23 protein-coding genes are annotated in these 23,742 nt (G+C 57.7%); 13 read left to right on the forward strand and 10 right to left on the reverse strand.

Features of this window, described 5'->3' with window-relative positions; genetic code table 11:
- Nucleotides 1-389 precede the first annotated feature (389 nt).
- The gene (locus ACLH1I_RS08085; protein ID WP_002893037.1) at nucleotides 390-638 is read left to right on the forward strand and encodes a DUF1158 domain-containing protein; all 249 of its coding nucleotides are present in this window, start codon (nucleotides 390-392) and stop codon (nucleotides 636-638) included.
- A gap of 17 nt (nucleotides 639-655) precedes the next feature.
- On the opposite strand, the gene ACLH1I_RS08090 is transcribed toward ACLH1I_RS08085, so the two are convergent.
- The gene (locus ACLH1I_RS08090) at nucleotides 656-997 is read right to left on the reverse strand and encodes a RamA family antibiotic efflux transcriptional regulator (protein WP_004202492.1); all 342 of its coding nucleotides are present in this window, start codon (nucleotides 995-997) and stop codon (nucleotides 656-658) included.
- A 30-nt stretch (nucleotides 998-1,027) separates the two neighbouring features.
- Nucleotides 1,028-2,143 (reverse strand): MBL fold metallo-hydrolase, encoded by a 1,116-nt coding sequence (locus ACLH1I_RS08095; protein WP_025999133.1) that lies wholly within the window; start codon nucleotides 2,141-2,143, stop codon nucleotides 1,028-1,030.
- Between the two features lie 179 nt (nucleotides 2,144-2,322).
- Here ACLH1I_RS08095 and ACLH1I_RS08100 point away from each other — a divergent pair, with 179 nt between their 5' ends.
- From ACLH1I_RS08100 to ACLH1I_RS08140, 9 genes are all read left to right on the forward strand, one after another.
- Complete coding sequence (locus tag ACLH1I_RS08100; protein WP_114506107.1) at nucleotides 2,323-2,904, forward strand: TetR/AcrR family transcriptional regulator; 582 nt, start codon at nucleotides 2,323-2,325, stop codon at nucleotides 2,902-2,904.
- Nucleotides 2,904-3,272, forward strand: coding sequence for an MmcQ/YjbR family DNA-binding protein (locus ACLH1I_RS08105; protein ID WP_004202487.1), 369 nt, complete (start codon nucleotides 2,904-2,906; stop codon nucleotides 3,270-3,272). The genes ACLH1I_RS08100 and ACLH1I_RS08105 overlap by 1 nt, the downstream gene beginning before the upstream one ends.
- 119 nt (nucleotides 3,273-3,391) lie before the next feature.
- Nucleotides 3,392-4,045, forward strand: coding sequence for an oxygen-insensitive NAD(P)H nitroreductase (nfsB, locus tag ACLH1I_RS08110; protein ID WP_004202485.1), 654 nt, complete (start codon nucleotides 3,392-3,394; stop codon nucleotides 4,043-4,045).
- 247 nt (nucleotides 4,046-4,292) lie between these two features.
- On the forward strand, nucleotides 4,293-4,727 hold the full coding sequence (locus tag ACLH1I_RS08115; protein ID WP_002893017.1) for a PTS sugar transporter subunit IIA: 435 nt from the start codon (nucleotides 4,293-4,295) through the stop codon (nucleotides 4,725-4,727).
- Entirely contained in the window at nucleotides 4,720-5,190 is a 471-nt protein-coding gene (locus ACLH1I_RS08120; protein WP_004202482.1) for a PTS sugar transporter subunit IIB, read from the forward strand. The genes ACLH1I_RS08115 and ACLH1I_RS08120 overlap by 8 nt, the downstream gene beginning before the upstream one ends.
- Nucleotides 5,191-5,204: 14 nt before the next feature.
- Nucleotides 5,205-5,948, forward strand: coding sequence for a PTS mannose/fructose/sorbose/N-acetylgalactosamine transporter subunit IIC (locus tag ACLH1I_RS08125; RefSeq protein WP_004202480.1), 744 nt, complete (start codon nucleotides 5,205-5,207; stop codon nucleotides 5,946-5,948).
- 2 nt (nucleotides 5,949-5,950) lie between these two features.
- The gene (locus tag ACLH1I_RS08130) at nucleotides 5,951-6,805 is read left to right on the forward strand and encodes a PTS system mannose/fructose/sorbose family transporter subunit IID (protein ID WP_004176976.1); all 855 of its coding nucleotides are present in this window, start codon (nucleotides 5,951-5,953) and stop codon (nucleotides 6,803-6,805) included.
- A gap of 16 nt (nucleotides 6,806-6,821) precedes the next feature.
- Nucleotides 6,822-7,883, forward strand: coding sequence for a glutamine--fructose-6-phosphate aminotransferase (locus tag ACLH1I_RS08135; RefSeq protein ID WP_064150539.1), 1,062 nt, complete (start codon nucleotides 6,822-6,824; stop codon nucleotides 7,881-7,883).
- Between the two features lie 64 nt (nucleotides 7,884-7,947).
- Nucleotides 7,948-8,934 carry an SIS domain-containing protein gene (locus ACLH1I_RS08140; protein ID WP_004202478.1) on the forward strand — a complete coding sequence of 329 codons (987 nt, stop codon included), beginning with the start codon at nucleotides 7,948-7,950 and terminating at the stop codon, nucleotides 8,932-8,934.
- A 52-nt stretch (nucleotides 8,935-8,986) separates the two neighbouring features.
- Here ACLH1I_RS08140 and ACLH1I_RS08145 read toward each other — a convergent pair whose 3' ends face one another.
- The 3 genes from ACLH1I_RS08145 to ACLH1I_RS08155 form a co-directional block, all read right to left on the reverse strand.
- Nucleotides 8,987-11,716: a sigma 54-interacting transcriptional regulator gene (locus tag ACLH1I_RS08145; protein WP_151628486.1), complete on the reverse strand. Its 2,730-nt coding sequence runs from the start codon at nucleotides 11,714-11,716 to the stop codon at nucleotides 8,987-8,989.
- 96 nt (nucleotides 11,717-11,812) lie between these two features.
- Nucleotides 11,813-12,847 carry a hypothetical protein gene (locus tag ACLH1I_RS08150; RefSeq protein WP_049004319.1) on the reverse strand — a complete coding sequence of 345 codons (1,035 nt, stop codon included), beginning with the start codon at nucleotides 12,845-12,847 and terminating at the stop codon, nucleotides 11,813-11,815.
- A gap of 532 nt (nucleotides 12,848-13,379) precedes the next feature.
- Nucleotides 13,380-14,249 carry a helix-turn-helix transcriptional regulator gene (locus tag ACLH1I_RS08155; RefSeq protein WP_004202474.1) on the reverse strand — a complete coding sequence of 290 codons (870 nt, stop codon included), beginning with the start codon at nucleotides 14,247-14,249 and terminating at the stop codon, nucleotides 13,380-13,382.
- Nucleotides 14,250-14,357: 108 nt separating this feature from the next.
- Between ACLH1I_RS08155 and ACLH1I_RS08160 the strand changes: the two genes are divergently transcribed.
- Both ACLH1I_RS08160 and ACLH1I_RS08165 read left to right on the forward strand, forming a co-directional pair.
- Nucleotides 14,358-15,785, forward strand: a complete 1,428-nt coding sequence (locus ACLH1I_RS08160; RefSeq protein ID WP_065802290.1) for an MFS transporter — start codon at nucleotides 14,358-14,360, stop codon at nucleotides 15,783-15,785.
- Between the two features lie 70 nt (nucleotides 15,786-15,855).
- A complete protein-coding gene (locus ACLH1I_RS08165; RefSeq protein WP_004202471.1) occupies nucleotides 15,856-17,100 on the forward strand; it encodes a mechanosensitive ion channel family protein in 1,245 nt (414 codons plus the stop codon).
- A 2-nt stretch (nucleotides 17,101-17,102) separates the two neighbouring features.
- Here ACLH1I_RS08165 and ACLH1I_RS08170 read toward each other — a convergent pair whose 3' ends face one another.
- Nucleotides 17,103-18,083, reverse strand: a complete 981-nt coding sequence (locus ACLH1I_RS08170) for a LacI family DNA-binding transcriptional regulator (RefSeq protein ID WP_004202470.1) — start codon at nucleotides 18,081-18,083, stop codon at nucleotides 17,103-17,105.
- 248 nt (nucleotides 18,084-18,331) lie between these two features.
- Here ACLH1I_RS08170 and ACLH1I_RS08175 point away from each other — a divergent pair, with 248 nt between their 5' ends.
- Entirely contained in the window at nucleotides 18,332-18,748 is a 417-nt protein-coding gene (locus ACLH1I_RS08175; RefSeq protein WP_004202462.1) for an Exc2 family lipoprotein, read from the forward strand.
- Nucleotides 18,749-18,766: 18 nt separating this feature from the next.
- Here the strand turns inward: ACLH1I_RS08175 and ACLH1I_RS08180 are convergent, their stop codons facing one another.
- From ACLH1I_RS08180 to pheP, 4 genes are all read right to left on the reverse strand, one after another.
- Nucleotides 18,767-19,918, reverse strand: a complete 1,152-nt coding sequence (locus ACLH1I_RS08180; protein ID WP_151628485.1) for a Gfo/Idh/MocA family protein — start codon at nucleotides 19,916-19,918, stop codon at nucleotides 18,767-18,769.
- Nucleotide 19,919: 1 nt separating this feature from the next.
- Nucleotides 19,920-20,942 (reverse strand): sugar phosphate isomerase/epimerase family protein, encoded by a 1,023-nt coding sequence (locus ACLH1I_RS08185; RefSeq protein WP_004202459.1) that lies wholly within the window; start codon nucleotides 20,940-20,942, stop codon nucleotides 19,920-19,922.
- Between the two features lie 16 nt (nucleotides 20,943-20,958).
- Nucleotides 20,959-22,164, reverse strand: coding sequence for an MFS transporter (locus ACLH1I_RS08190; protein WP_192796515.1), 1,206 nt, complete (start codon nucleotides 22,162-22,164; stop codon nucleotides 20,959-20,961).
- Between the two features lie 187 nt (nucleotides 22,165-22,351).
- Nucleotides 22,352-23,728 carry a phenylalanine transporter gene (pheP, locus tag ACLH1I_RS08195; RefSeq protein ID WP_032455670.1) on the reverse strand — a complete coding sequence of 459 codons (1,377 nt, stop codon included), beginning with the start codon at nucleotides 23,726-23,728 and terminating at the stop codon, nucleotides 22,352-22,354.
- Nucleotides 23,729-23,742: the final 14 nt, after the last annotated feature.

Raw genomic sequence — 23,742 nt, forward strand, 5'->3', positions numbered from 1 at the left:
TTTTTCGCAAAATAAAAAATATGTGGTAAGTTAATTCCACGAGACAACTATTACAGAATATTAATAAACCAAAACTAAACGAGGTTAAATATGTTTGGAATCTACCGCGGACGCCGTCTGGCGCTGTACATCTTGCTGGCCATCATCGCTGCCACGCTGGTGGGATATAGCACTTATAGTTTTGTAAAAGCGCTGGCATAATAATGACAGTAATTTACAGGAGGCTGATTTTAATTTAATTACAAATTATTTCAGATTAATTAACATGGGAATAAAAGGCAGGCCATAATATTAAACAGAAGCGCATTAAGGCGAGTAAAATACAAAGCATATTGCGTTAGGGATTATTTTGCCGGACAATATGTTTTTTAACTGATGATTAACATGACATGAAACATCCGCTGGAAACGCTCCTCTCCGCCGCCGGGATCCTGCTCCTGGCTCTGCTCTCCTGTCTGCTGTTGCCCGCGCCGTCGCTGGGCCTGACGCTGGCGCAAAAGCTGGTTGAGACATTCCATATGATGGATCTCAACCAGCTTTATACGGTGTTGTTTTGTTTGTGGTTCTTAGCACTGGGCGCCATTGAGTATCTGGTGCTGCGCTGGGTGTGGCGTCGCTGGTTTTCGCTCGAACGCTAAACCAGGAAGGGCGCGCCTCAGTGGGCGCGACTGTGGTTCTCTTTACGGTAGGCGCCCGGCGGCAGATTGAAGGTCCGGGTGAAGACGCGGGTAAAGGTCTGTTGCGAATCGAAGCCATACTTCAGGCAGATATCGTAGACCCGCTGATCGGTGTCACGCAGATCGCGGGCGGCCAGCAGCAGCTTCCTTTCGCGAATATAGCGCCCCAGGCTCTCCCCTTTATACTGTAAAAACAGCCGTTGCAGATGCCATTTCGAATACCCGGCATGGCGAGCGATATCATCAATACGCAGCGGTTGATGCAGGTTATCATCAATCCACTCGACGATAGTATCAATCACCTGAGCGGAAATCGTCATATGCTCTCTCCTCTGATACTGCACTGGCGCTTAGCGCCACCAGGCGTTAAATGATTGCGTCTTATCGGCGACCCACACCGGCTCGCCCTGCACAGGCGTCAGCAGACGCCAGGCCCTTCCTTCGCTGGCAGCCGCCAGCCGTTGATACGGTTCATCCCAGCTGTGTTTCGCCAAAACGAATCGTCCTGCATGCCCAGGCAGCACCGCGCGAGCGCGCAGGTCGTCGGCGGCCTGAGCTGTTTCATCCGGCATCATGTGAATATATTTCCAGTCCTGGTCATACTGCCCGTTCTCCATGATCGCCAGATCGACCGGACCAAATTCATCGCCTATCGCTTTAAAGTGCGGCCCATAGCCGCTGTCGCCGCTGTAATAAATCTTTTGCTGCGGGGTAACGAACAGAAAACTGGCCCACAGCGTCTGGTTGCGCTTCAGCCCACGGCCGGAAAAGTGCCGCGCCGGCAGGACGTGGACGGTGAGCTCGTCGTTAACCGGAATCGCCTGCTGCCAGTCCGCTTCGGTAATCAGCGCCCCGTCCATCCCCCAGTAACGCAGGTGCGAGCCAACCCCCAGCGGCGTAATGACCCGCTTAATTTTCGGCAGCAGAGCGCGGATGGTGGCGTAATCCAGATGGTCGTAATGATCGTGGGAGATGATCAGCAGATCGATCTCCGGCATCCCTTCCGCCCGCCACGGATAGTCGCCGGGGAAAGCTTTATTAATAAAGGAGAACGGCGCCGCGTAATCGCTGAACACCGGGTCGATCAGGATGCGTTTTCCCGCCAGCTGCAGATACCAGGAGGAGTGGCCGAGCCAGACCATCACGTCCTGCCCGAGGGGCAGCGTCGCCAGATCGGTCTTCACCAGCGGCAGCGGCTGCGCGGGACGGGCGTTTTCCCGTTTGGTCATCAGGAAATCCCACCATGCCGCCAGCATATTTTTTTGCCCGGTGAACCCCGGCGTGGGCAGCTGGTTATGGAACTGGCCATCCCGGTAGTGGGGGGACGCTTCCACCTGGCTAAGCTGTGCCCCCTGCGGCGCCTTACCAAAACCGGCATTGAGGACAAACGGCAATGTCGTTGCTGCTGCGAGTAACATGATGGCGACCACGCTGAAAGTGACACGGTTCATATCCTGACCAGACAAAAGCCCCCATCCCGGAGGCTTTATGATATAACTTGATTATGAGTGAGTACGCACTCATTATTAGGAATGTGATGAAAGTCGTCAAGACGATTTTCAATTTTTGCGTTCCGCCGTTGCAGCAACCAGGTCAGACGTGCAAAGATCGGCGGTTTGTTTAAACCTGCGTGAGGAAAAAAGTAGTGGCTCGTCCAAAGAGTGAAGATAAAAAGCAAGCGTTACTGGAAGCTGCCACCGCGGCTTTCGCCCAGTCCGGCATCGCCGCCTCGACGTCGGCCATCGCCCGCAGCGCCGGTGTGGCCGAGGGGACGCTGTTTCGCTATTTCGCTACCAAGGATGAGTTGCTCAACGAACTTTACCTCGCCATTAAGCTGCGCCTGGTGCGCACCATGATCGCCGGGCTGGATCCGGACGAGAAGCGCCCGAAAGAGAACGCGCGCAATATCTGGAACAGCTATATCGACTGGGGCGTGCGCAACCCGATGGAGCACAAGGCGATCCGCCGAATGGCGCTCAGCGAGCGCATCACTGACGAAACCCGCCGCCAGGTGAAAGAGAGCTTTCCGGAGCTCAACGAAATGTGCCAGCTGTCGGTGAAAGAGATATTCCTCAGCGAGGCGTATCGCGCCTTTGGCGACGCCCTGTTTTTGTCGCTGGCGGAAACCACCATCGAATTCGCCAGCCACGATCCGCAGCGCGCCCGGGAGATTATCGCCCTCGGTTTTGAAGCCATGTGGAACGCCCTGCATGAGGCGGACTCCTAATGACGCCGGAAACACTGCATCCCTGCGCTCACCGTATCGCCCTGACCTACCCGTTTACCGAACACTGCTGGCCCTTTGGGCCGGAGTACGATGTGTTTAAGGTCGACGGCCGCATCTTTATGATCACCATGACCATTCGCGGGCGGGCGCTGGTCAACCTGAAGGCCGAGCCGCAGAAGTCGCTGCTCAATCAGGAAATTTATCGCAGTATCGAACCCGGCTACCATATGAACAAGAAACACTGGATCACGGTGGTGCCGGGCGACGACATCAGCGAGGATCTGCTGGCCGAGCTGATTGACGATTCGTGGCACCAGGTGGTGAACAAGCTGAGCAAAAAGGCGCAGCAGCGCCTGCGTCCGCGCTGATTTTCAGCCAAACGCGATAAGTGTTATCGCATTTTTCACCCTTATCATTTTGCGATCTTCGCTGTACTCTTCCTCTCCTGAACGCACCGGTAAGGTGCTGTAAACTGTGAGGAAGAGTTATGGATATCGTATCGGTCGCTTTGAAGCGCTATTCCACCAAGGCCTTTGACGCCACGAAAAAGCTGACTGCCGGGGAAGCGGAACAGCTGAAAACGCTGCTGCAGTACAGCCCGTCAAGCACCAACTCCCAGCCGTGGCATTTTATCGTTGCCAGCACCGATGAAGGCAAAGCCCGCGTGGCGAAAGCCGCCAGCGGTACCTACGTGTTCAACGAACGTAAAATTCTTGACGCCTCGCACGTGGTGGTGTTCTGCGCGAAAACCGCGATGGACGACGCCTGGCTGCAGCGCGTCGTGGATCAGGAAGAGGCCGATGGCCGTTTCGCCACTCCTGACGCAAAAGCCGCTAACCACAAGGGTCGCACCTTCTTTGCCGATATGCACCGCAAAGAGCTGAAAGATGACGATCAGTGGATGGCGAAGCAGGTGTATCTCAACGTCGGCAATTTCCTGCTGGGCGTAGCGGCGATGGGCCTCGACGCCGTGCCGATCGAAGGGGTTGATTTTGCGATCCTCGATGAGGAGTTTGACCTGAAAGCCAAGGGCTACACCAGCCTGGTGGTGGTCCCGGTTGGCCACCATAGCGTGGAAGATTTCAACGCTACCCTGCCGAAGTCGCGTCTGCCGCAGTCGACGACCATTACCGAGATTTAATTCCCTTCTGCCGGGAACGCCCGGGCCATGGCGCAGCAGCGTCTCGCCCGGGACTTTCTTCCCCCACTCTTTCCCCTCTTTTTCTGCCGTTTGTGCCAGGTTTCTGGCGCTAATGAGCCCGCTTGTGCCAGGAATAACGCCTTTAGTGTGAACCAGCTGATTTAATTAATTGATAAATAATATTTTTTATTTCTGGCACGCCCTTTGCTCTTAACAGATACCGCTATCTGGATGAAGGAGAAACCAGGTGAAACATATCTATGTGGCCAGCCACGGCCATTTTGCTCGCGGACTGGTGAACAGTTTGTCGCTGCTGATTGGCGATGAACACGGCGTTATCCCGGTCTGTGCCTATGACGAAGATATCGTGACCACCGAACAGCTGGAGCAAACCCTGGAGCATCTCATCGTCCAGGCGAATGGTGATGAAGTGGTGATCTTCACCGACCTGCTTGGCGGCAGTATTAACAATAGCGCCGTGAGCGTCTTGATGCGACATCGCAACGTTTTCGTGGTCGCCGGCATCAATCTGACTCTGCTGCTGGAGTTTCTGCTGTGCGAAGAAGCCACTACCGAGGCCGCGATTATCTACGCCACCAGCGCGGCGCGTGAATCCATTGTTTTCATCAATCCTCTAATAACACAACCATCCTCTGACCCACAGGGAGAATCTCATGATTAAACTCGTGCGCATTGATTATCGGCTGCTGCACGGCCAGGTGGTTTTTGCCTGGACCCGAGCGCTGGATATCGACCATATCATCGTCGCCAACGCCAAAGCCGCGGCGGATGCCTTCATTACGATGTCGCTTAACCTGGCAAAGCCAGCGGGCGTCACGCTGGACATCGCCACCGTTGAACAAGCGGCGGAAAAGCTTAACAGCGGCAAGTTGGATCATAAAAAAGTCATGGTGGTCCTTGGCAATACTGCGGAAACCCTCGCGCTAGTGGAAAAAATCCCGGAAATTAGCGCAATTAATTACGGTGGTCTGCCACAGAAGGAAGGGGCAAGACAATTCGGCAAGGCCATCTATCTGACCGACGAGGAAATCGCCCATAGCAGAGCGCTAAAAGAAAAAGGCATTCGGCTGGAGATGCGTCAGGTACCCGCCCACTCGGCTGAACTCCTTAACGACCAACTTTAACTTCGGAGGTCACTATGTTGCTCACCGCAACGTTACTCGGCCTGATCGCCGCTCTGGGGATACTTGATGGCCGCCTGCTTGGGGTATCAATGATCGATCGACCGCTGGTGATGTGCGCCCTCACCGGTCTGGTCTGCGGTAATTTGCATGAGGGGATTCTGATTGGCGCTACGCTGGAGCTTATTTTCCTCGGCAACGTCGCCATCGGCGCCGCGCACCCGCCAGATATCGTGACCGGCTCCGTATTGGCCACCGCGTTTTCGATCATGTCCGGCCGCGGTCCGGAGGCTGCGCTCACCATCGCCATCCCTGTCTCAATGCTGGCGCAGACGCTGGGCATCCTGGTGCGCGTGGTGAACGCCCGCTTTGGTCATCTGGCGGATCGCTATGCGGCACGGGGTAATACCCGAATGGTCGGCCTGATGCACCTCGCCGGTCCGACGCTACTCTATTTTTTAAACGGATTTCTACCGGTTTTTTTTGCCATTCTGCTTGGTTCTTCGGCGGTAAGCTGGTTCCTGGAGGCCATTCCACCGGTGATAACCAACGGATTGATCGTCGCCAGTAAGATCCTGCCAGCGCTCGGCTTCGCCCTGCTGATCAGCATGATGCTCAGCAGCAAACTGATGCCGTACCTCGGTCTGGGATTTCTGATAGCGGCATATACCAAACTGGATATCATCGCCATTGCGCTGTTCGCTGTGGTGTTGGCATTTATCATCAGCCAGTTCCTTAATCTTAAGCAGCAGGAGAGCTAATCATGAGCGAAATGACGCAAACTGTGACTGGCGCTACCCAGCCGCAAAGCGATGACGCAAGCCGCATCACCGCCCGCGATTTACGCAGCGTGTTCTGGCGCTCCTTTACGCTACAGGGCTCGTGGAACTACGAGCGCCAGCAGCATATGGGCTACGCCTTTGCCATGTCGCCAGCCCTGAAGCGTATCTATCAGGACCCAACGGAGCTGGGGCGCGCCCTGCAGCGTCATCTGGTGCTGTTTAACACCACGCCCCATCTCTCGACCTTTATCTTCGGCCTGTCGATTGCCATGGAAGAAGAGAACCAGCGTAACCCCGAATTTAATGAGGAGTCGATAAACGCGATTAAAACCAGCCTGATGGGACCGCTGGCGGGCATCGGCGACTCCATTTTCTGGGGATCATTAAAGGTTATCGCCGCCGGGATGGGTATCTATTTCGCCCAGCAGGGCAGCCTGCTGGGACCGATACTGGCGCTGTTAGTTTATAACCTGCCGCATCTTTTGTGCCGCTGGTATGGCCTGAAGCTCGGCTACCGGGCGGGTACGACCTGGCTGATGAGAATTTACCAAAGCGGCCTTATGGACCGGGTGACCTATATCGCATCAATTGTTGGCCTCATGGTCGTCGGCGCGATGACCGCCAGCATGATAGATATCACCACCCCGCTCAGCTTTACCGCCGGGCAGACCACCATGAAGGCGCAGGAGTTTATTGACAAAATTCTTCCTTCGCTGCTGCCGCTGCTTTTCACCCTCGGGATGTACAAGTTGATCCGTAAGGGAGTCAATATTAACTGGATCCTACTAGGAACCGTCGCGTTTGGCATGGCGGCCAGCGCGCTAGGCCTGCTTTAAGAAGAGGAATATCCCCATGCACGTAGAAGACTATATGAATGAAACACCCGCCCGTCTGCTCGCTATGCTGACGCAGACGCGGGAAGATCTCTGGCAGGCGGCGAAAGCGCTAACGGAGCGCGGCGTCACGCGTATTATCCTGACCGGCTCCGGTACCTCTTATCACGGCGCGCTGACCGCCCGCTCGTTTATGCAGCAGTGGTGCGGGCTACCCGTTGATGTCTACTGGCCTTTTCTGCTGGATGATTCGGCGCTGACCCTCAGCGACAAAGCGCTGGTCATCGGCATTTCTCAGGGAGGCGGCAGCCTCTCTACCCTCGCCGCAATGGAACGCGCCCGGGCAGCCGGGCATCTCACCGCTTCCATGGCCGGGGAAGCGCCAGCCGTTATCGACCGGGCGGCAGATTTGGTCTTAACAGTACCCTGTGGAGAAGAGCGGGCTGGCGCTAAAACCAAAGGGTATCACTGCACCATACTTAATCTGATGCTGCTGGCGCTTGCTGTCGCCAGTCGCCAGCGGCGCCTGAGCGATGAGGAGCGCAAAGCGCTACTCATCCGCATGGATACCACGTTTAATCATTTGCCGACGCTCATTGAGGCCTCGCAGGCGTGGGTTCTCAATCATGCCCGACCGCTTATCGACAGCGCGGACATTCGCCTGACCGGTCCGGCAAGGCTGTTTGGCACCGTTCAGGAAGGTGCGCTAAAGATGCTTGAAACGCTACGCTGTCCGGTTGCCGGTTATGAATTTGAGGAGTTCATCCACGGGATCTATAACGCCTTCGACGAGCGCTCTACCCTGATCATGCTCGATCCGTTTCCCGATGAGCGTCAGGATCGCCTGGCTGAAATACTTGGCGGCTGGACTCAGCATATTTATCGCATTGGTCCACAAGTCGAAAATAACGGCAAAAATATGCCCTTCGCATTTATTAACGATCCCGACTTTGCGGTCTTTGAATATATCATTCCGTTACAAATGGTTTGTGCCCGACTGCCACCAGTGAAGGGCATCGATCCCGCGATACCGAAGGATCCGCAGTTCCACCAGAAAATGAAAAGTAAACAACCCAATTAATTGACGCATAGTAAAAGTTATCCGCTATTCAGCGGAGGACCCGTTACATCTCAAGGAGACCAATATGTCTATAGCTCATAAAAACGCACATACTATTATTCGCGATATTTTATCTAAGCAGCACATTGAGCGCGTATGGTTTGTTGGCTGCGGTGGTTCATTAACCGGTTTCTGGCCGGGGAAATATTTTCTCGATTGTGAAGCTAAAAAGCTGGCCGTCGGCTATGTTACCAGTAATGAATTTGTCCACGCGACGCCGAACGCGTTAGGTAAAAACAGCGTAGTGATCCTCGCCTCGCAGCAGGGCAACACCGCTGAAACGGTGGAAGCCGCCCGCATCGCGCGTCAGAAAGGCGCCGCCACTATTGGACTGGTATATACCCCCGGCACGCCGCTGTGCGAACACAGCGATTACACTATTGAATACTGCTGGGCGCGCTATCCCGAAACCGTTGATCCGACGCAGCAAAAAGCGGCATACAGCCTGTGGCTGGCGCTGGAAGTGCTTGCGCAAACTGAGGGATACGCCCATTACGATGAGATGGTCAGCGCCTTTGCCAGTTTTGAATCCGTGGTACGCGGCGCTCAGCAGCAGGTTCAGGCGGATGCGCGCCATTTTGCCGAAGCCTGGAAGAGCGAAAAGGTCATCTACATGATGGGCAGCGGCCCCTCATTCGGCGCCGCGCATCAGGAGTCCATCTGTATTCTGCTGGAGATGCAGTGGATTAACTCCGCGAGCATCCATAGCGGCGAGTATTTCCACGGTCCCTTTGAGATTACCGAAGCGGGAACGCCGTTTATTTTATTAAAAAGCAGCGGCCGCACACGCCCGCTGGATGACCGCGCGATCCGCTTTATCGAACGTTACCAGGGAAAACTGCAGATTATTGACGTGGAAAAGGTGGGAATCGACACACTGCACGCCAGCGTGCGCGAATATTTCTGCGGCCTGCTGCACAACTGCGTACTGGATGTTTACAACCTGGCGCTGGCCACAGCCCGCAACCACCCGCTGACCACCCGCCGCTATATGTGGAAAGTCGAATATTGATTCGCTAACCGCCTGCCAGCCCCGGCGTAATTCTCCGGGGCTGCGTTGAGAATTACCAGCTAAAATCTTCAATACGCAATTCAAAAATATCGTGAATATAGCCAATTTCCGCTACCGGTAGCGCCACGTTATAGAGTATTTTCAGACGCTGAAACGAGTGATTCACCATGGCAATAAATTCGCCATGCTGGCGGGTAAATTGCTCAATATCTTTATAATGGCTAATTTCATTACGCATTACCAGACGCTCAATCATACAGCTGAGATGCACATATAAACTGATAATTAAGTTATTATTAAAATGAAAACCAAGCGTATTTTGCCACTCAGCGATAATGGTTTCGATATGGCCCATGGTTTTTCCGGCATTCAGTATCGTCAGAGAGTTGACAACGTTATGCAGCGAAAACTCACGAACCATATTTTTATTAATCAGCGCAATTTGCTTTTCATTAAGATAGCCACTTAAGAGCTGACTCAGATGTCGATGCCCCTGCTCGCCAAGTAGTTCCTCAATGCCAACCCAGGGCACTCCGGCCAGCTGCGGGTCGTGGGTACCCACGACCGCAATAACTTCATACTGGTGGAGCAACGATACCGCCGTACGACTGTTTTTTAAGCGCGTATACTCGCAGGCGATGATGTTAATATCAAAATCGTTGAGCAGGCTCTTCTCCATCAGATTTTTAAATTTAAATGCGGTACCGATACCTGTAATACAGGTCACCAACAGCGCACGCTCTTTTTTTTCTGCGGGCCAGAACACATCCCAACGCGACTGATTAAGCGGCACGATCTCTTCGGCGATTTGTTCGATGTTTTTTCCCAGCGCGATCTCGCTGGCAACGTTCAGCGCCATGCGGGTCGTGACGTTATCCACCACCACCAGCGGGCCGTGAATCACCGACAAAAGCGCATCGGCAATTTCCTTGGTGTAGCCCATATCAATAAGCACCATCACACCCGCACGCGTGTCCGTATGCTGGAGATAATCAACCACGGCGCGACTGACATCGTTAAACGCCACCTCCATCGGCATATCCATGGCCTGGTAGATCTTCTCGCCAATCAGGCGATTGGCAACGCCGGCAATGCTGCTGGCGGTCGAATAACCGTGGGCGATTATCAGCGCTTTCACTTTTCCGCCGCTGGTCGCATCAATCGCATTGCTGACGATAGCGGCAACCGCCAGTCGGTCAAGCGTATCGATGAGCAGATCGTATTTATTATTGACGACATCCAGTAGTTTCTCTGCGATACGCTGCGCCAGCCCCGCCGAGGAGTCCAGCCAGCGCTGCATCACCAGACGCACGGGCTCAGCAACGCTACGCGGCGCCAGAGGGAGGCTGGTGAGGTAGCGGCCGGTAAGATAAGCGAATTCGACATTTAGCTGAAGGTCATAATTGACAGCGATTGCTTTGCCCACATCTTCAATAAAGCGCAGCCGTTTGTCCTGCAGAGAGACCGTACTCTCCTGATTCATCAGCGCATCAAGATAGAGCGTCACGTTCTGATAAATAAGCTTTTCAAAGGTCCGCACGCTAATATTATCCTGAGCCAACTCCTCGCACAGGCTACAAATATTTTCCGTTAGCCGTTGGTATTCATGGTGACGACCAGAAAAAAGAGGCTGCGCGTCGCCATCGCGGTAAATCATAACCCGCTCGCTATTTTGCTGAAGGGAAAAAGGCGCATCCGCCAGTAATCGGTCGGGCAGCAAACCCGCTTTTATGTGTAAAAGACCGCTATCACGTTCGCCAAATGTCCAGGCGCTGGCGCAAATATTGCGAATCAAATTTTCCAGCCCACCGACATTTCCTTCAAGCGTTTCACGCATGAGCTGGCTGACGATTTCGCCATCCAGCGCCAGATCGTGGTTCAAACGCTGGGCTTCACGGCGGAAAAAGTGGTGGATAAACGCCAGCCGCTCGAATTGGCCGCGTTCAGCGATCGGCAGAATTTTTACAATGACCGGAATACGGCGAATAAAGGTCGCCAGGAAGTGTTTTTCCAAATCCTCGGTTGAAGCAAAAATTAGCCGCACCGTGGCGCTGCGCTCGTCGGTGCTCTCCCCCAGCCGGCGCCAGCTACCGTTATCCATAAAATGAAACAGCTTTTCCTGACCTTCGGGCGGCAGCCGATGAACCTCATCGATAAACAACACCCCACCGTTGCTGGTCTCGATAAGACCAGGAACGGCTTTATCGGCGCCGGTAAAGGCCCCCTTCGCATGACCAAATAACTTCGAGGTCAGTAGTTCTGGATTATTCGCGTACTCGGCGCAGTTAAATACGGTAAAAGGCGCATCGGCAGGTAAAATGCCTTCATCTATTGCGTAGTGCCAGAGCTGGCGAGCTAGAAAACTTTTCCCAGTGCCAGTAGGGCCCCGCAGCAGCAGCGGCAGACCTGCGCCAGGGTAGCTGATGGCAGCCTTGCACTGGCGCAATGCTTCCTGCAGGCTGCCCTGCGCGCCAATCAGCTGCGCCAGACTATCCTGACGCTCCGCGCACAGCGCCTGAATGGAGGCGTATTCGCCGTGCCGAACCGCCAGGCGGTGATGATCGCGCAGAACGGTAACGGGTAAAAACAGCACCGGGCGACCATTCACTTTGACCACCCGCTGCTCGCGATGGAGATTATTCAGATGATGGCTGATGATGCTGCGTTTTTGCTTCAAGCTATCGGCAATGGCCATAGCGTTAAACTCGCCCAGCGCTTCCGCCGTCAGCGCTCGCCCGGCGATCCGTTGTTCTAGCTGGCGAAAAATCGACTCCTTGTTCATCTCGCTCCCCTGTCAAAAGCGTAAAATTCGCTTATACGACAATTCGCGCAGGACGTCGCTGCCGTCAGCCACACTTCTTTAAAAGCGCTTAATTTTTCATGGCTTAACGTTCCCCGCGTGCCAGATGCGCTCGGCATAGCGGCCAATCACCGCCAGCGAGACGGCAAGGATCAGGAAAAACAGCACTTTGTGCATCCCGTTCCAGAAAAACTCAAAGAAGCGGGTATAGAGATTGATCGCCAGGAAGGTTAACCCAAAGCCGCGCAGCATGGCGTCATCGGTTTTCAGGCTGATAAAAATGCAGACGCCGGCCGCCGCGGCAAACAGCAGCCCCCACGGCAGGAGTCGCGCCTGGCTTACGTTGTACCAGCTGTCAGCGTCGTAATTGCCGAAAATCGACAGGATCCACAGCGCAATAAACAGGTACGTGAGGCCCATCGCCTTGCTGACGGTAAACAGCTGACGCTGGCGAAGCAAGGACTGCGCGCCGTAGCAGAGCGCCAGCAGCGCGCCGCCGAACAGGACGAAGCGAATCGGGTAGTTCATGCCCAGCCAGTAGGCGCCCCACCCCGAGACATAGCCGGTTTCTGCGCCAAACCAGTTGCCCAGCGCCAGCAGAAAAAAAAGCCACACCAGCCCGGAGCGGGCTACATAGCCGATAGCGCCGTAAATCATGCATCCGGCCAGAAACAGCGGCGCGATATGGCCGCTGCCGTTATCCAGCCGTTCACCCAACTGCCATAGCGCCAACGCGGTAAAGACGACGCCCAGAAACAAAATCGCCTCGGTGCTGTAGTGCCACTGCGTCTCCCGCTGCTGGCGGCGAAAACCCCAGCCGTAGCAGGCGACTGCCAGCAGTGCAGGCAGCAGGATCCGCGTCAGCGCCGAGTGGCTGAACAGGCTCAGCAGCCACGCCACCAGTTCGCTGTCGGCAAACAGACTGCCCAGAGCAATCAGCACGCAGGCCAGCGCGGTCCAGAAGGCATAGCGGCTCAGGCGCCGCCAGTCGAAGGGGGAGACGCGCAGCGTGTGCGCCAGCCGCTGACTGTCCGCCGGGGTTAACTCCCCGCTGGCCTGCCAGGCATTCAGCGCGCGCTGAATAATGCGCTGCTCTTTTCGGGTTACGTTCATAGGCATTCCTTGAGACTGATGACAAACCTGTTTTCGCTAATATGCTCGCCTTTTTGCCGGGTGGCGGCGTACGCCTTACCCTGCCTACAAACCCAAATCACCGCGGGTCCTGGGGCTGCTGAAACTGCCGGTGCTGGCGGCCTCAACATCGCTGAGACGTTCCCGGCAGGCCGGGGCAGCCCGCATGGATGCGGGCTGAGGGCCGTGTTTTGCATGGACGCTGCCTCGGCCCGACCCGAAGCCTGCAGGGATAAGTCGAAGGCACCACGAAGTGGCGATGTTGCTGGCCGGAGCCCGGGGGTACAGGGGGCGGCGGCGACTGGCCGCCCCCTGTGCGCTCCCTGCGTCATGAGAGATATAACGCAGAAGACTAACCGGGAGCGCAATGTGCGCTGAAGTCGCAGATAACATAAAAGACTTCCCTGCAGTGCTTTCCCTCACCCTGCCCCTCTCCCGGAGGGAGAGGGAACCGTCCAGCAGCCCGGCCGGGCAATACCCGAAGATGGCACATTCTCAACCATCTGAGTCCTTGTCATGAATGTTGGTCCAGCCACGTCAGCGCCTGCTCGCCCGCCTCGTCCATCGGCAGGTAGACCAGCAGACGCGAACCATTGCGCGGCGCCGAATACCAGTACATCTGCTGCAGGCTGAATCGCCCGAGCTGCGGGTGGTTAAAATGTTTAATCTGGTTTTCCACGCCGCGCACCTCGTAGCGCTGATGCCACAGCGCTTCAAACTCCGACGAGGCGGCGAAAAAGCGCGCCAGTTTGTTTTCCCATGCCGGATCGCCACGGTGCTCGGCCATCGCGGCGCGGAAATAGGAGACAAAAGTCGGCAGCACATCGCGATTTTCAATCCGGCTGCGCCAGGTCTCATGGGTCAGATACAGATAAATGCAGTTGCGATCTTCTTCCGCAAGGGTGGCGAAATCGACACCCATCAGGCGGCAGAAGCTGTCGTTCCAGGCCACAATATCAAAGTTCGGTTTTTGAATGCTGGCCGGCTGCGGCATCAGGCTGTCCAGCATGCGGCGGGTGCCGGGGCTGATGCCTTCGCACGCCGTCACCTGGGTGGCTTCCGGCGGGGTCAGCCCGGCGAGCACGAACAGATGCCGGGTCTCCAGCGGACTGCACTGCAGGGCATTCGCCACCCCCACCAGCACTGCCTCCGACGGATTCACCTCCCGCCCCTGCTCCAGCCAGGTGTACCAGGTAACGCCGACGTCGGCGAGCATCGCCACCTCTTCCCGGCGCAGACCCGGCGTGCGTCGGCGGCCCACCCGGGGTAACCCCAGGCGCTGCGGATCGAGGCTTTCACGGCGGGCGCGCAGAAACGCCCCCAGCTGTTTGCGCCGATCGTCCGGCACGGCGAACGTCGACTCCCGTTGCGGCATCGTGGTCATCACCCCTCCAGCATGGTAGTTCCAGTACCAGTATAGACAGGAACTGGTACCCGTTTAATTTATCGGTAATGCTACGTCGGTCTGCTGAATGACGCAATGGAGATTCCCATGAAAACGTCTGCTGTTTCACCCGGCCGCGCCGGTCTGTTGCTGCTGCTGGGCGGCCAGATGCTGCCGCTTATTGATACCTCGATCACCAATGTGGCGCTGGACGCCATCACCCATACCCTGGCGGCCAGCGCCACGCAGCTGGAACTTATCGTCGCGCTCTACGGTGTCGCCTTTGCCGTCTGCCTGGCGATGGGCAGTAAGCTTGGCGATAACTATGGCCGCCGGCGCCTGTTTATGTGGGGCGTCGCGCTCTTTGGCATTGCTTCCCTGCTGTGCGGCATAGCGAACAGCATCAGCGCCCTGCTGGCCGCCCGCACTCTGCAGGGCGCCGGTGCGGCGCTGATTGTGCCGCAGATCCTCGCCACCCTGCACGTCACCCTCAAAGGCCCGGCCCACGCCCGGGCTATTAGCCTGTATGGCGGGATCGGCGGGATCGCCTTTATTGTCGGACAGATGGGCGGCGGCTGGCTGGTATCGGCGGACATCGCCGGACTGGGCTGGCGCAACGCCTTTTTTATCAATGTGCCGATCTGCCTGCTGGTGCTGGCCCTGAGCCGCCGCTATGTGCCGGAAACCCGTCGTGAGACGCCGTCGCGGATTGACTGGCAGGGCACGCTGTACCTCGCCCTCATCCTCTGCTGCCTGCTGTTCCCGATGGCCCTCGGTCCGGAGCTGCGCTGGCCGCTGTGGCTGCAGCTGATGCTGGTGGCGGTCCTGCCGCTGCTGTTCGCCATGCGTCAGAGCGCCCTGCGCCAGCAACAGCGTGGCGATCATCCCCTGCTGCCGCCGCGTCTGCTGCAGTTGACCAGCATCCGCTTCGGGATGGCCATCGCCCTGCTGTTTTTCAGCGCCTGGTCCGGCTTTATGTTCTGCATGGCGCTGACCATGCAGGAGGGGCTGGGGATGGCGCCGTGGCAGTCCGGCAATAGCTTTATCGCCCTCGGCGTGGCCTATTTTATTTCGGCGCTGTATGCCCCGCGGCTTATCGCCCGCTACAGCATGGGGCGGATCCTGCTGACCGGTCTGGCGGTGCAGATCGCCGGTCTACTGCTGCTGTGCGCCACCTTCTCCCGCTTCGGGATCGCCACCACCGCCCTGACGCTGGTCCCCGCCACGGCGCTGATCGGCTACGGCCAGGCGCTGATCGTCAACAGCTTTTACCGGATTGGTATGCGCGATATCAGCGCCAGCGACGCCGGGGCCGGGAGCGCCATCCTCAGTACCCTGCAGCAGGCGACTCTCGGCCTTGGGCCGGCTATCCTCGGCTCGCTGTTCCTGGCGCTGGCCCGTCGCGGCGGCGGAAACTATCCGCAGGCGCTGATTGATTTTCTGCTGGTCGAGGTGGCTATGATGCTATTGCTGGCGGCCATCGCGCTGTGGCTGCGTCATCATCTCAACCGACAGCCGGCGACGGTAGCGTCGTAATACCGGCGGCGGTGATTTGCATAATCGTTATCCAGCGGTCATCATACCCGCTGGATATTCAGGAGACGTTATGCAGGAATTAATATCGCAAATTGCCGCCTTAGGAATCGAAATAACTCCCACCCGCTCGCTGATGATTATCTTCGGCATTATCTTGTTCACCGCCGTCGTCGTGCATCTGATATTGCATAAAGTGGTGCTTCGCGCTTTTGAAAAACGGGCATTGGCCAGCAGCCATCTGTGGCTGCAAATCATCACGCAGAATAAACTCTTTCACCGACTGGCCTTTACCCTGCAGGGGATCATCGTCAACGTGCAGGCGGTGCTGTGGCTGCAAAAAGGCAGCGAGGCCGCGGAAATATTAACCACCGTGGCTCAGCTATGGGTGATGATATATGCCATGCTGTCCTTCTTCTCACTGCTGGATGTGATCTTAAAGCTGGCGCAGAAATTTCCCGCCGCCTCTCAGCTGCCGCTGAAGGGGATATTCCAGGGAATTAAGCTGGTGACGGCGATTATTATCGGCATCCTGATTATTTCCCTGCTGATAGGCCAGTCGCCAGCGATCCTGATTAGCGGGCTCGGCGCCATGGCCGCGGTGCTCATGCTGGTATTTAAAGATCCGATCCTTGGCCTGGTGGCCGGTATCCAGCTCTCGGCCAACGATATGCTCAAGCTTGGCGACTGGCTGGAGATGCCGAAATACGGCGCCGACGGCGCGGTGATCGATATCGGCCTCACTACGGTCAAGGTACGTAACTGGGATAATACCATCACCACCATTCCGACCTGGTCGCTGGTCTCCGACTCGTTTAAAAACTGGAGCGGCATGTCGGCCTCCGGCGGCCGCCGCATTAAGCGTAGCCTCAACATCGACACCACCAGCATTCATTTCCTCGATGAACAGGAGCAGCAGCGCTTGATCCGGGCGAAGTTGCTTAAACCCTATATGGATTCGCGCCACGAGGAGATTAGCGCCTGGAACCAGCAGTATGCCGGGGAACAGTCGGTTCTCAATGAGCGGCGAATGACCAATGTCGGCACCTTCCGCGCCTATCTGCAGGAGTATTTACGTCATCATCCGCGCATCCGCCAGGATATGACCCTGATGGTGCGCCAGCTGGCGCCGGATGCCAACGGCTTGCCGATCGAGATCTATTGCTTCACCAACACCGTGGTGTGGGCGGAATATGAGGGGATCCAGGCGGATATTTTCGATCATGTCTTCGCCGTGGTGGAGGAGTTTGGCTTACGCATTCATCAGACGCCCACCGGCAACGACATTCGCGCGCTGGCGGGCGCCTTCTCCCGCTGACCTCAGGCGCTGGCGCGGGCTATCACGCGCCAGTCCATCATCACCCGCTCGACGGCAGCGTCGGGATCGTCGATGCGTTTCATTAACAGATCCACCGCCGTGCGGCCGATCGCCCGGGAGGGCTGTTCGACGGTGGTCAGCTGCGGGGAGACCACTTCCGCCAGCTCGGTGCCGTCGAAGCCGATCACCGCGATATCCTCCGGCACCCGCAGTCCAGCCTGGTCAATCGCCCGTAGCGCCCCGGCGGCAAGGGAGTCCGAAACGGCAAACACCGCGTCGGGCTTCTCGTCTTGCGACAGCAGCTGCTCCATCGCCCGTTTACCGGCCGCCGCGCTAAGATCCTGCGCGTAGGTCACCTGCTGATACGCCAGACCGTGCACGTGCAGCACGCTTTTATAGCCGCGCTCGCGCAGGCGGGCGTAGCGATAGCTGAGGTCGTGATTAATGAGCGCGATGCGACGGCGGCCGGCGTCGGCCAGCCGGGACACCGCCCCCTGGGCCGCCTCGACGTCGTTAATCCCGACGCAGGAGATGCTGCCGGTGTCGGCATACTCCGCGCACTGCACCCAGGGTGCATCGCCAATCATGGTGGTCAGTTCCGGCAGGCTGGAGAGCGCGTTCATGGTAATAATGCCGTCGACCATTTTGCCGGAGAGCAGCTGCAGGCCCGAGGTCGAGCGGGCCAGATCCGACCCGGAATTACACAGCAAAATGCGGTAGCCGTTCTTCTCCGCCTCTTCTTCTATCCCTTTCACCACCTCGGCGCAAAAAGGATTAGCGATATTAGACACCATCACCAGGATCATATTGCTGCGGGCGGTTCGCAGCTGACGCGCCAGCAGGTTCGGCTGATAGTTGCTCTCTTTGATCGCCTGCAGCACGCGCTCACGGTTTTTGGCTTTTACCGTATCGCTGTTGTTCAGCACCCGCGACACCGTGGCCACCGAGACGCCGGCCAGACGAGCAATTTTCTGAATAGACATAAACCCTGCACTTCCTGCGATAGAGGTGGATCCTGCAGGCTATCATAAATGAGCTCTGGTTGGCCTGCCAGCCTGGCGCGAAAGCGTGGCTCAGTGAGACGGCGTCTCGGGACACTATTAATAATCAGGGCTTCTCTCCCGCCCCGATAACGCGCATCCTTTTGCCGTTTCATATTCTCATTAGCGCAGGAGGCGCAACAGACCGCCTGCGCCCCATTTGTTATTTTATGATTAAGGATGATATCCCCATGAGGCTCTCCACCGCGATTCTCGCCCTCAGCTGTGCCCTGGCAACGATCACCGGCTGCACCTCGTCAAAATCGTCACCGGAACGCCACGCCTACGCGTTCGTCGCCCACCGCTCCGATTTTGTCGGCGGCAACTTCACCGTCAACCGTCAGGAAAATTACCGTTTAAACCTGCCGACCTTCACGGCGATGTACGCCCGCGGCCAGCAGGATAAAGCCGCTGGCATGAGCGAAAGCGACGCCCGCCGCACCGCGGAGGCCATCAAACAGCAGGCGGCGCAGGGCACCCGCACCGAGCACGCCTTTACCGGCAACGCCAGCGACAAATGGGATAATGCAATGGAAAATAAAGATGCCGTCCTGTTCGGCAACGAACTCTCCGGTGCCTATCTCGACGGCTATCTTGGGGTGAAATAATCCTTCGCTCCCCCGCCCTCAGCGTTCGACGCTCACCCAGCGCTGCTGCTGATGGCTTTTGACGATCGCCTCGATGATGTACATCACATCGGCGCCGTCGTCGAAAGCGGCGAAGCGCCGGGCCCCGGCCTCCGGCATCTTCCCGGCGCGCACCGCCTGATAAAAATGCTCCATCATATTCTTAAAGGCGTCCGGCCAGCCCTCAATATGGCCGCCAGGGTAATGGGCGCTGTCAGCGATCTCCGGCCGCAGCAGGCTGGGGTCGTCGCTGAGCCGCCGATCCGGCTGCTCGCGGTGGCCGATCCACAGCCGCTGGGGCACTTCCTGATCCCAGGCCAGAGAACAGCGGCTGCCGTTAACCTCCACCGCCAGACGGTTTTTCCGCCCGGCGCTCACCTGAGAGACCATAAAGCTGCCTTTGCTGCCATCGTCAAAACGCAACAGCACCGAGCCAAAGTCCTCGGTATCGACAGGCCGGGTTTCATATCCCTGCGCCTCGTGAACGGCGCTGAAGGTCGTTTTGCCATTGACCGGCGCTTTACGCGTCGGCCAGACGATAGACAGATCCGCCATCACCTCGACAATCCGCCGACCGGTCATAAACTGCACGGTATCGCACCAGTGGGAGCCGATGTCAGCCACCGTCCGCGATGTGCCGCCCTGCGCCGAATCAACCCGCCAGTTGTAATCGGTCTCCAGCAGCATCCAGTCCTGTAAATAGCTGCCGTGCGCCGCGAAGATCCTGCCGACCTCGCCATGGCGGATCATCGCCGCCGCCTGCTGGACCATGGCGAACTGGCGATAGACGAAGCTGACGCCATGCACCACGCCGGCCCGGGCGGCAAGCGTCACCAGCTCCCGCGCCTCCTCCGCCGTCATACACAGCGGTTTTTCGGAGAAGACGTGCAGCCCGGCGGCGAGGATCTGCCGGTTAATCTGGGCATGCAGATGGTTCGGCGTACAGTTATGCACCACCTGTAGCCCCGGATGGGTCAGCAGCGCTTCCACGCTGTCGTAGGCATGGGCAATATTCAACGCTTGCGCCTTGCGCTGCGCCGCCTCAAGGCTGCTGTCGCACAGCGCCACCACCTCGATATCCCCCAGCCGCCGCAGCGCCTCCAGATGCGCCGGGCCAATAAACCCAGCCCCAATAATCGCAACCTGAATCATGTTATTCCCTCCCACCGGCGGCAAAGTCATCGAAGGCCCGTCCGGCAACGGGAATGATATGGCGACGAATAAACTCGCTGCCCTCGCGCGCGCCGGTCTCGGCATCCTTCAGGCAGCACTCCCACTCCAGCACCGCCCAGCCGTCAAAATCATATTCGGTCAGCTTACTGAACACCCCTTTGAAGTCGATCTGCCCGTCGCCGGGAGAGCGGAAACGGCCAGCCCGCTGCTGCCAGGGCTGATAGCCGCCGTAGACGCCATTGCGCCCGTTGCGGCGAAATTCGGCGTCCTTGACGTGAAACGCTTTAATACGCGCATGATAGATATCGATATAGGTCAGGTAATCCATTTGCTGCAGATGCAGGTGGCTCGGGTCATAGAGCATATTGCAGCGCGGATGGTTATCCACCCGCGCGAGAAAACGCTCAAAGGTCACGCCATCGTGCAGGTCTTCGCCGGGGTGGATCTCGTAGCAGACATCGACCCCCTGCTCGTCGAAGAGGTCCAGCAGCGGCCGCCAGCGCCGGGCCAGCTCGGCAAAGGCCTCATCCAGAAGCGACTGATTATGCGGCGGCCACGGATAAAAAAAGGGCCATGCCAGCGCCCCGGAAAAGGTCGCATGCGCCTGCAGCCCCAGGCGGCCGGAGGCCACCGCCGCCTGGCGCACTTTCTCCACCGCCCAGCGCTGGCGCGCCTGCGGATCGCCGTGCAGCGCCGCCGGGGCGAAGGCGTCAAACGCCGCGTCATACGCCGGATGCACCGCCACCAGCTGCCCTTCAAGATGAGTGGACAGCTCGCTGATGACCAGCCCATGCTCCGCCAGGGTGCCGCGGACCTCGTCGCAGTAGGTCTGGCTCGCCGCCGCCCGCTCGACATCGAAAATCGCCGGGTGGTTGCAGGGGATCTGCAATGCCTTGTACCCCAGGCCGGCGGCCCACTGCGCCATCCCCGCCAGGGTGTTGAACGGCGCCTGCGGGCCGATAAACTGCGCCAGAAAAATGCCCGGTCCCTTGATCGTTTTCATACCCCCTCCTGTAAAATTAGTGCGGCTCTTTCTCGTTGTACTGGAAAGAGAAAAGGAAAATCAGCGCGATAACCGCGGCGGCCACCGCCGGGATCCACCAGAAGGTCACCCAGGCCTGCGGCACGCTCTGGCCGGCCACCAGATGGTTATACAGCGCGCCGGAGATCTGCGAGCCCAGCAGCATGCCGATCCCGTAGGTGAACATCACAATCATGCTCTGCGCCTGGCCTTTGACCTTCTCGCCCGCCACGCGGTCGGTGTAGATAAAGCCGACGACAAAGAAAAAGTCATAGCACACGCCGTGCAGCAAAATGCCGAGATAGAGCAGGAAGCGCCCCTCTTCGCTGACCCCGAGGGCGAAAAAGGCATAGCGAATAAACCACGCCGCCATGCCGATAAGCAGCATGTATTTCACCCCGAGGCGACGGAACAGCAGCGGGATCACCAGCATAAAGACGATCTCTGACATCTGGCCGAAGGACATCGCGGTGCTGACATCCTTAACGCCGGCATCCGCCAGATACGACGCGGTATAGGCGTAATAGGTGCCTAACGGCACGGAAATTAAGGTGGCGCAGAGGGAGAAAATCAGGAAATGGCGGGTTTTCAGCAGCGCGAAGGCGTCCGCGCACAGCAGATCGCGAAACTGAACCGGCATGCCTTTGGCCGGCGCCGGGGTGTGAGGCAGCGTCAGGCTGTAGATCGCCAGCGCCACCGAACAGAGCGCCGCCACGGTGAAGATGCCGGTGGTGTCAGAGATGCCGGTCACCCCGATGCAGATCCCGGCGATAATCCAGCCGATGGTGCCGAACACGCGGACCACCGGAAAGGTTTTATCGACGTTAGCCAGGCTGTGGAAGGCGATATTATTGGTCAGCGCCAGGGTCGGCATATAGCACAGCGTATAGCCGAACAGCAGGCCAATCAGCAGCGCGCCATTCTGCGCCACCAGCGCCTGGGGGACAAACCACAGGATCGCCGCCCCGGCCAGGTGCATCACCGCCATCACCTTCTGCGAGGCGAAAAAGCGATCCACCAGCATCCCTAGCACAAAGGGGGACAGGATGGAGGCGATCGGCCCGGCGGAGAACGCATCGCCGATCAGCAATGACATCTCATAGCGGGTCATCACCAGCCCCAGGGTCACCGACCAGCTGCCCCAGATAAAGAACTGCATAAACATCATTAACGACAGCCGCGGCACCAGAAAACGGTGGCTCACGCGGACACTTTCCCGACCTTCTGTTGTTGTGACCATGTTGCTCGCCCTCAGAAAAGTAATCGATTACAAAATCGCTCCAAACAAAAGTAATCGATTACAAAAAGAAGATCGCCAGGCAAATGCCCCACCTGCGAAGAGGATCACAATAAAAAGCCAGGCAGCCCCGCCGGACGGCGGGGCATCTCGCTTACGCCGGGCGGCGCAGCAGTTTGAAGGCGATAAACAGGAACAGGATCCACACCGGCAGCAGGATCGCCGACAGGCGCATCCCGTCGATAGTGCACATCAGCGCCAGAATCAGCCCAAGGAAAGCAATGCAGAAGTAGTTGCTGGCGGGCGCCAGCAGCGCTTTAAACTTCGATTCACGCCCTTTGCGGCGCTGGGCGGCGCGGAACTTCAGGTGCGCCATACAGATCATGATCCAGTTCAGCAGCAGCGTCGCCACCACCAGGGCCATCAGCAGTCCCAGCGCTTCATGCGGCAGCAGGTAGTTCAGCACCACCACCAGTGAGGTGATAATCCCCGAGAGCAGCAGAGAGTTCACCGGCACGCCGCGCTTGCTGACGCGGGCGAGGAACGTCGGCGCATTGCCCTGCACCGACAAGCCGAACAGCATCCGGCTGTTGGAGTACACGCCGCTGTTATACACCGACAGCGAGGCCACCAGAATGACGAAGTTCAGCGCGGAGGCCACCAGGTTGCTGTCGAGATGATGGAAAATCATCACGAACGGGCTACTGTCGGATTTGACCTCCACCCACGGGTAGAGCGCCAGCAGCACCACCAGCGAACCGATATAGAACAGCAGGATACGATAAACCACCTGGTTGACCGCTTTTGGAATGCTCTTTTCCGGGTTTTGCGCTTCAGCGGCGGTGATGCCGATAAGCTCCAGCCCGCCGAAGGAGAACATGATCACCGCCAGCGACAGGATAAGACCGTGCCAGCCGGTGGCGAGGAAGCCGCCGTGTTTCCACAGATTATCGAACCCGGCTTTGCTGCCGCCGTGGCCGCCAAACAGCATCCACAGGCCAAAGGCAATCATGCCGATAATCGCCAGCACTTTTATCAGCGCAAACCAGAACTCCGCTTCGCCATACAGGCGCACGTTGACGAGATTGACGGCGTTAATAATAAGGAAGAAGGCCGCCGCCCAGATCCAGGTCGGGACGTCGGGCAGCCAGTACTGCATGTAGATCCCGGCGGCGGTCAGCTCCGCCATTCCCACCAGCACGAACATCACCCAGTAGTTCCAGCCGGAAAGGAAGCCGGCGAACGGGCCCCAGTATTTGTAGGCAAAGTGGGCAAAGGAGCCGGATACCGGCTCTTCCACCACCATTTCGCCCAGCTGGCGCATGATCAGAAAAGCGACAATCCCGGCGACGGCGTAGCCCAGTAATACCGCCGGACCGGCCATCTGGATAGCGGGACCAATGCCGAGAAACAGCCCGGTGCCAATCGCGCCGCCAAGGGCGATAAGTTGAATGTGTCGGTTCTGTAAACCGCGATGAAGCGTCGGGCCGCTCTCTTCTACGGCATCCGACGACGTTGACGCGTCTTTCACGTCGTTCCCCTGTG

It is taken from the genome of Klebsiella sp. 1SOBk10mer (genome assembly GCF_046602535.1).
In the GTDB taxonomy this organism is placed as follows: Bacteria; Pseudomonadota; Gammaproteobacteria; order Enterobacterales; family Enterobacteriaceae; genus Klebsiella; species Klebsiella quasipneumoniae.